Consider the following 7,425-nt stretch of genomic DNA (forward strand, 5'->3'; position numbering starts at 1 on the left):
TGATCGGTCGGTTCGGGTGTGACACCAAGCACCTTGAGGTGTGAGGAACCTTCGAAGCGATGCCAGCAGTTCTGCGGCACCACCACAAGCTCTCCAGAATTGAGGCTGATCCGATGCTGTTCGCTGTTTACAAGGAGAACAAGCGTCGTGCTCCCTTCTATGGACATCACGATCTCATCCCCTCCCGGGTGGCGCTCCCACTCGCTGTCGCCGGAATAGTAACCAACAGAGATTGCTCCATCCCGGTACGGAGCAACCTCCGAGAACGCCAGCTCGGTCCCTCCATTGAACGCCATCTCAGGGGTTCGATCGGGTAGATAAGTAACCCGCTTAAGAATGTCGACTAACGACTTCTTCTCTATCACAGCGACTACTCCTTCCGATTAGGCGGCGACGGGAGACGTACTTTCCGTGCGAGGCGGCGCTACGACCCAGACGACGACGGCCGAAACCAAAGTAAGAAGGGTGAACATCCACAATCGGCCCGTTGAGAGGTCCCCGGGTGCAGGGGCAATCGCCGCCACACTGTAGGCGATGTTCGACGCGGTATGGAAGAGCATGTTGGACAAGATATTTCGGCCACTGCGGTGATAGGCCCAGGAGAACAGAAAGCGCATGGCGACGGTGACAATGAAGAAAATGTAGAACGGCGTATACCCTTGTATGGCGCCCTTGGTCATGATGAAGAACAATGGAAGATGCCACAGTGCCCAGATGGAACCGAGGATCGCGGTTGAAGTCTTCAGTGGTAGAAAGGCGTCAAGCTTATCTGACAGCAGTGTCCATCCATATTCCTCCGCCAGGGTCCCACCTAGCACGAACAGGAATAAGTAGCTGAGCGGGAATTCCGCCAGGGTCATGGTGAAGTGCGGCGCCTGGCCTAAAAGTCGCGCATGCGTCAGTTCGACGATGATCGCCATTATCGGCATCAGGAAGAAGGAGACCAGAAAGACACTCCACCCCATTCGCGGGTCGAAGCCGCGACGGAAGAAGCCGGTCATTCCCCGGAAGCCACCCTCGTTAAAGGTCGTCACGCCCGCGCTTATAAACGGTCCGAACGAGCCGATGAACAGCATTGGCACAAGCAGAACGGGAAGCGGAATTAGTTTCTTACTCATCAGCCAGGCAACTAGCCAGAATGCCCACGCGAACCCAAAGGCGACAACTAGGTAAAGCGTGATAGATCGCGAGTTCCGCATCATTTTGGCCACCCCCAATGGATAGCGGCTGAGGCTGAAACGAATGCCGACACAATGCAACATCTTTGGGATGAGCGGGCGCGAAGTACTGACGAGTGGTCGACATGGATCGTCCATGCAATGCGCAATCGCACGAAATAACCTGCCGCGCAATATCGTGCGTTGCACGAGCTTGTAGAGCTTCAGGTCGCTATCGCACTCAGCCGGCTACATGACCAGCGAACTCGACACTCGAAACTGGCTCGTTGAATCACGCTGCCTTCCCGCACTCCGGACAAAACTTGCTTCCCGCCGGTAGCGGCGTCGAACACCCCGCGCAGTTCTTCACCGAGTTCAGCGCATGCCCGCAGTTGGGACAGAACTTCGCACCGTGCGTTTCCGTCTCGCATTCGGGGCATACCAACTGCTTGTCCGTGGCAACGTCTACCTTGGCGGCGCGGCCGACGCCCACTTCGCGTGCGTTGTCGCGCGCCTGGGTTAGAAGTCCGTCGTGCCGCGCGGCGCTGACCTCCGCGGCAAGATCCGGGGCGCAGCGATTGCAAAGGCCCGATTCGGTGCTGAAGCACTTGTCGCATGCGTAGTCGTGGCATTTCGCGCAGCGGTGAAAGTGGCTCTTGGCGTGTTCGATGGCCTGGCGGAAGGCTTCGTCGCGAGCATTGCCCCAGCCTGCGCGGGCGTAGCCCTCGGCGGCTTCGTCCAGAACATTACCGGCGCTGCCAAGGAAGGAACTGGCCACGCCGCCCATGCGCTGCAACCATCCGGCGGCCTGGGCGCTGCGGTAAGGCTCGAAAGGGGAGCGCCATGTATCGCGGCAGCATTCGCAATAGAACTCGAACTGGAAGCCGGCACCGGTGCCGTACTGCTGGCTTACGTCCGTGTAGTTATTCGAAAAGCTCAGTTCTTCAGCCATGTGTCCCCAACCCTTGCCCGATATTTCAGGCTTGGGAGGTTACCTGCTGTGTTTGGCAATTTCCTGAATCGAAGGAAATGTAAAGGATGCTTGACACGCGGCAATGCCGGGTGGATGATCCGTGTCAAGCACACTTTACACGAGGAGAGCTGCCATGCGTACCCCGCTTCGCCACCTGTTCTGCCTGTCCCTGGCTACCCTGGCCGTGCCGACGGCCGCCGCCGCGATGTTCGGCGCGGCCATTCCGGCCTACGCCGATCCGCTTGCCGCTGGGGCTGCGACCCCGACCCCGACCCCGGCCCCAGGTCAGCTTGGCCCTGAGTATGCCGCCAGGCCCAAAGCCAGTTATGAAGTGGGCACGCTCCACGTGCAGGTTTACGGCGACCACGGCCGCCCGGTGATCCTGATCCCCGGCCTGGCCGGCGGTGCCTGGGTGTGGAAGGACACCATCGATGAGCTGCGCAAGGATCACCAGGTCTATGCCGTCACCCTGGCCGGTTTCGACGGCACCCCGGCGCCCGCGGGCGATGAAAGCTACTTCGATCGCGCCGACGCCTCTTTGGCGCAATTGATCGAATCGAAGAAGCTTCAGAAGCCGGTGATCGTCGGCCATAGCCTGGGTGGCACGCTGGCCCTGCGCCTCGCCGGTGAACACAGCGACCTGATTGCCGGCGCCGTGGCGGTGGACGGCCTACCTGTGTTCCCGGGGTTAGATGCCATGCCTGCCGAGCAGAGGCAGGCCACCGCCGCCAACATGCTGAAGATGGGCTCGGCCTCCGATGAAGAATTCAAGGCCCAGCTGCTGGGCTACATGCAAAAGGTCGGTGTGATCGATCCGGCGCTGGCGACGCATTACGCAACCTTCAACGCACGCAGCTACAAACAGGCCGTGGCGCGCTATATGGCCGAAGATGCCTCGGGTGACTGGCGCCCCCAACTGGCCAAGGCCACCGTGCCGGTGCTTGAAATCGTTCCCTACAATGCACCCGACGCACAGATCGGCCCGATGAAGACCACGCAGGAGCAGAAGGTCGCCTACTACAAGGGCCTGCTTGGAGCGGCGCCAAAAGCCAACGTGGTCGCTATCGCTCCGTCGCGCCATTACGTCATGCTTGACCAGCCCATCCAGTTCAAGAAAACGCTGGCAGATTTTCTCCACAGTCTGTAAATACCGGGCGGCAACCACCGGGGATGTACCCATGCGCCAGATCGACAAACGCTACCTACGCGAATTCCTGCCAGCGATGGCCGCCTACGTGATCGTGATGCTGATGATCTGGCCGAAGGTCGACAGCGTGGACATCCCCGTGCTGAAAGTGGCGGCGGCACTGGCGCCGATGTTGCCCCTGGCGTTCGCTGCCTGGGCTTTCATCCGGCGCGTGGTGGCATCGGACGAACTGGAAAGGCAGATGCACCTGATAGCGCTGTCGATCTCGGTGTGCGTGGTGGGCATGGCCTGCATGGCGATCGGTTTCCTGGCCAGCGCGAAGATCCTGTCCCTCCCGGGCGGCCTCTTCACCTGGGTGTTGCCGGCGCTGATCGGCGTGTATGGCGTGGCGATGTGGCTCACCTCGCGCCGCTATGGCAACCCAGGATTTCCGTGATCAACCATGTTCGCGAACTTCGTACCGAGCGCGGCTGGTCGCAGGCGGACCTCGCCGAGCGGCTGGACGTGTCGCGACAGACGGTGAATGCGATCGAGACCGGCAAGTACGACCCCAGCCTGCCGCTGGCCTTCAAGATCGCCCGCCTCTTCGCGCTGTCGATCGAAACCATCTTCGAACCGGGGGACTAAAGCCCGCATGAAAAGTCGCGCACGTATGTCGCTCATCGCCGTGGTGATGATCGTGATCCTGGCAGGCCAGCACTTCCGCCATAAGGAAACCTCGCCGCTTCACGACGTACCTGCCAGCGCCAGCACGGCGGCGTTGGTGGCACCGGTGAAACCAGCGCCGGAACGCACCTGGCAGGTGGGCTCGCTCACGCTTAAGCCTTGCTCGCTCGGCCAGCCGAACAGCGGTGTATCCACCGCTGCCTGGTGCGCGCCGCTGGACGTGCCGGAAGACCGCGCCAACCCCAAGGGGCGGCATATCAAGCTCAACCTCGCCCTGCTGCGCTCCAGCGCGCAGGCACCCAGGAGCGATCTGGTGGTGATGCTTGCCGGTGGCCCGGGGCAGGCGGCGACCGAAAGCTATCCCGCCGTGGCCATGGCCTTCGCGCCGCTGCTGGCGCATCGGAACGTGTTGTTGATCGACCAGCGCGGCACGGGCCGTTCGCACCCGCTGCAATGCGGCGGGGAAGAAAAGGGCGCCGGCGGCATCGACGACACAAGCTCCAGTTACGACGAAAAGGCCTTGCGCAAGGAAACCCAGGCCTGCCTGGACAAAGTGAGCAAGGATGCCGATCCCCGCTTCTACACCACGACCGATGCCGTGGCAGACCTCGAGGACGCCCGCAAGGCGCTGGGTTCCCCGCAGTTCAACCTGGTGGGAATTTCCTACGGCACGCGTGTGGCCCAGCGATACGCAGCCTCGCATCCGGAGGGCGTGCGCAGCCTCGTGCTTGATGGCGTGGCGCCCAATTCGCTGGTGCTGGGCGAAGAGTTCGCGGTGAACCTGGACGCCGCGCTGAAGGCCCAGTTCGCCCGCTGCACGGCCGACAAGGCCTGCCACGACCGCTTCGGCGATACCTACCAGACGCTCTTCCAATTGCGCGACGCCCTGCGCGCCAATCCGCACCAGGTGAGCTTCCGCGATCCGCAGACCTATGAATCGGTGAAGCGCAACCTCAACGAGTTCGCGCTGGCCACGGTGGTGCGCATGTTTGCCTATGGCCCGGAAACCGCAGCGCTCCTGCCGCTGTCGATCGACGCCGCCGCGCATGGCGATGTGGGCCCGCTGTTGGGGCAAGCCAAGCTCCTCACCGGTGACCTTGGTGACACCATGGACGGCGGCATGCAGTATTCGGTGATCTGCTCCGAAGACGCGGACCTGCTTACCTCGCGCCCGCAGGACGCCGACACCATCCTGGGCGACAAGATGATCGAGGCCTTCAAGACGGCCTGCTCGATCTGGCCGCACGGCGCTCGCCCGGCGGGCTTCCACGACCCGCTCAAGACCGACAAGCCCGCGCTGCTGATGTCGGGCGAGTACGACCCCGTCACCCCGCCGCGCTACGGCGACGAAGTGCTCAAAGGCTTGTCCAACGCGCGCCACCTGGTACTCAAGGGCCAGGGCCACAACGTGATCGGCCGCGGCTGCATGCCGCGGGTGGTCGATGACTTCATCGACAAGCTCTCGCCCAAATTGCTGGACACCACCTGCCTTGAACGGGTGGGGCCGATTCCCGTCTTCGTCGGATTCAACGGAGCCACGCCATGATCGAAGTCAAGTCCCTATACAAGGCGTTCGGCACGGTGAAGGCCGTGGACGGCGTCAGCTTCACCGCCCGCGACGGGCAGATCACGGGCCTGTTGGGTCCCAATGGCGCGGGTAAAACCACCACCCTGCGCATGCTGTACACACTGATGAACCCCGACCAGGGCCAGGTGCTGGTGGACGGTGTGGATGCCGCCCGCGATCCGCTCGCCGTGCGACGCGCACTGGGCGTTCTGCCCGATGCCCGTGGCCTTTACAAGCGCCTGACCGCGCGGGAGAACATCGACTACTTCGCCCGGCTGCATGGCGTGCCCGAGGCCGACCTTGGCCGCCGCCGAGATGCCCTGGTGAAAGCGCTGGAGATGGAAGACATCGCCGACCGGCGTACCGAGGGGTTCTCGCAAGGGCAGCGGGTGAAGACGGCGATCGCACGGGCGCTGATCCACGATCCGCGCAACGTGATCCTGGACGAACCCACCAACGGCCTGGACGTGATGGCCACGCGCGCCATGCGCCGCTTCATGAACCAGCTGCGCGACGAGGGGCGTTGCGTGCTGTTCTCAAGCCACATCATGCAGGAGGTGGGTGCGTTGTGTGACCGTATCGTGGTGATCGCCAAGGGCCGCGTGGTGGCCGATGAAACGCCCGACGCCCTGCGCGAGCAAACCGGCCAGGCCAACCTCGAGGACGCCTTCGTCAGCATCATCGGTACCGACGAGGGCCTTGCCGCATGAGCCCCTGGATCACGGTATTCCTCAAAGAGGTGCGCGAGAACCTGCGCGACCGCCGCACCATCACCAGCGCATTGATCACCGGCCCCCTGCTGGGCCCGGTGATGTTCATCATGCTGATGAACATCGTGGTGAACCGGGAACTGGAGAAGGCCGACAAGCCGATCGCCGTGCCGGTGGTGGGCGCGCAGTACGCGCCGAACTTCGTGGCGGCGATGAAGGGCATCGGCATCGACGCCAAGGCGCCGGTGAGCGATCCGGAAGGTGCCGTGGTGGCCCAGGACGCCGACCTGGTGTTGCGCATCTCGCCCGACTACGCCAAATCATGGAGCAAGGGCGAGGGCGTGCAGGTGGAGGTGATCTACGACTCTTCCCAGCGCGATGCCAATACGGCAGTGCAGCGGGTGAGGCAGGCCATCGAGCTCTATGCCAAGCGCGAGGGTGCCATGCGGCTGATCGCCCGCGGCCTGTCGCCGACCACCGCATGGCCGGTGCAGGTGGCCGAGCGCGATCAGGCGACGTCGCAATCCCGCGCGGCGCTGATGTTCTCGTTCCTGCCGTACTTCTTCGTGCTTACGGTGTTCCTCGGCGGCATGTACCTGGCCATCGACCTCACCGCGGGCGAGCGCGAACGCCAGTCGCTGGAGCCCCTCTTTGCCAATCCCGTGCCCCGGTCGCAGATTCTTGCGGGCAAGCTGCTGGCGATCTGTGCATTTTCCATGGTCAGCCTGTTGCTCACCCTGGCGGCGTTCTCCACGGCGGGCCTGTTCATCCCCTTCGATCGCATCGGCATGGTGCTGGACCTGGGGTTCCACTTCGCAGGTACGGTCCTATTGCTGATGTTGCCGCTGGTGGTACTGCTGGCGGCCCTGCAGTCGATGGTGGCCGCGTTCGCCAAAAGCTATCGCGAAGCGCAGACCTATCTTTCCATCCTGATGATCATCCCGGTGCTGCCCAGCGCCATGCTGTCGGTGCTGCCGATCAAGGCTGTGACCTGGATGTACGCGGTGCCGCTGTTGGGGCAGAACCTCGGCATCATCAAGGTGTTGCGCGGGCAGATGGTGAGCGGGCAGGAGCTGGGACTAGTACTGGCAAGTGGATTCGCGGCCGCCGCCGTGGCCATCGGCGTGACGGCCTGGCTGTACCGTTCCGAAAGGCTGGCGATCTCCGGATGAATATGCGCTTGACACCCCCCTGGCGCAGCGCAA

The 7,425-nt window shown here is 63.0% G+C and carries 9 protein-coding genes; 6 read left to right on the top strand and 3 right to left on the bottom strand.

Going from position 1 to position 7,425, the window contains the following annotated elements; genetic code table 11:
- From VK519_RS04765 to VK519_RS04775, 3 genes are all read right to left on the bottom strand, one after another.
- Positions 1-365: cupin domain-containing protein (locus tag VK519_RS04765; RefSeq protein ID WP_324347987.1), on the bottom strand; the 365-nt coding region annotated here is incomplete at its 3' end.
- 18 nt (positions 366-383) lie between these two features.
- Entirely contained in the window at positions 384-1,316 is a 933-nt protein-coding gene (locus tag VK519_RS04770) for a CPBP family intramembrane glutamic endopeptidase (protein WP_324347988.1), read from the bottom strand.
- A gap of 133 nt (positions 1,317-1,449) precedes the next feature.
- The gene (locus VK519_RS04775; RefSeq protein ID WP_324347989.1) at positions 1,450-2,109 is read right to left on the bottom strand and encodes a zinc ribbon domain-containing protein; all 660 of its coding nucleotides are present in this window, start codon (positions 2,107-2,109) and stop codon (positions 1,450-1,452) included.
- Positions 2,110-2,263: 154 nt separating this feature from the next.
- Between VK519_RS04775 and VK519_RS04780 the strand changes: the two genes are divergently transcribed.
- From VK519_RS04780 to VK519_RS04805, 6 genes are read left to right on the top strand one after another with little or no spacing between them, the layout of a single operon-like run.
- On the top strand, positions 2,264-3,277 hold the full coding sequence (locus VK519_RS04780) for an alpha/beta fold hydrolase (RefSeq protein WP_324347990.1): 1,014 nt from the start codon (positions 2,264-2,266) through the stop codon (positions 3,275-3,277).
- Between the two features lie 31 nt (positions 3,278-3,308).
- Positions 3,309-3,713 (top strand): hypothetical protein, encoded by a 405-nt coding sequence (locus VK519_RS04785; RefSeq protein ID WP_324347991.1) that lies wholly within the window; start codon positions 3,309-3,311, stop codon positions 3,711-3,713.
- Positions 3,710-3,904 (top strand): type II toxin-antitoxin system RelB family anti-toxin, encoded by a 195-nt coding sequence (gene relB / locus VK519_RS04790; RefSeq protein WP_324347992.1) that lies wholly within the window; start codon positions 3,710-3,712, stop codon positions 3,902-3,904. Before VK519_RS04785 ends, relB begins: the two co-directional genes overlap by 4 nt.
- A 7-nt stretch (positions 3,905-3,911) precedes the next feature.
- A complete protein-coding gene (locus VK519_RS04795) occupies positions 3,912-5,489 on the top strand; it encodes an alpha/beta hydrolase (protein WP_324347993.1) in 1,578 nt (525 codons plus the stop codon).
- A complete protein-coding gene (locus VK519_RS04800; RefSeq protein ID WP_324347994.1) occupies positions 5,486-6,220 on the top strand; it encodes an ABC transporter ATP-binding protein in 735 nt (244 codons plus the stop codon). The genes VK519_RS04795 and VK519_RS04800 overlap by 4 nt, the downstream gene beginning before the upstream one ends.
- Entirely contained in the window at positions 6,217-7,392 is a 1,176-nt protein-coding gene (locus VK519_RS04805; RefSeq protein WP_324347995.1) for an ABC transporter permease, read from the top strand. The genes VK519_RS04800 and VK519_RS04805 overlap by 4 nt, the downstream gene beginning before the upstream one ends.
- The last annotated feature ends 33 nt before the right edge of the window (positions 7,393-7,425 follow it).

It is taken from the genome of Pinirhizobacter sp., assembly GCF_035317885.1.
Lineage (GTDB): Bacteria > Pseudomonadota > Gammaproteobacteria > Xanthomonadales > Rhodanobacteraceae > Pinirhizobacter.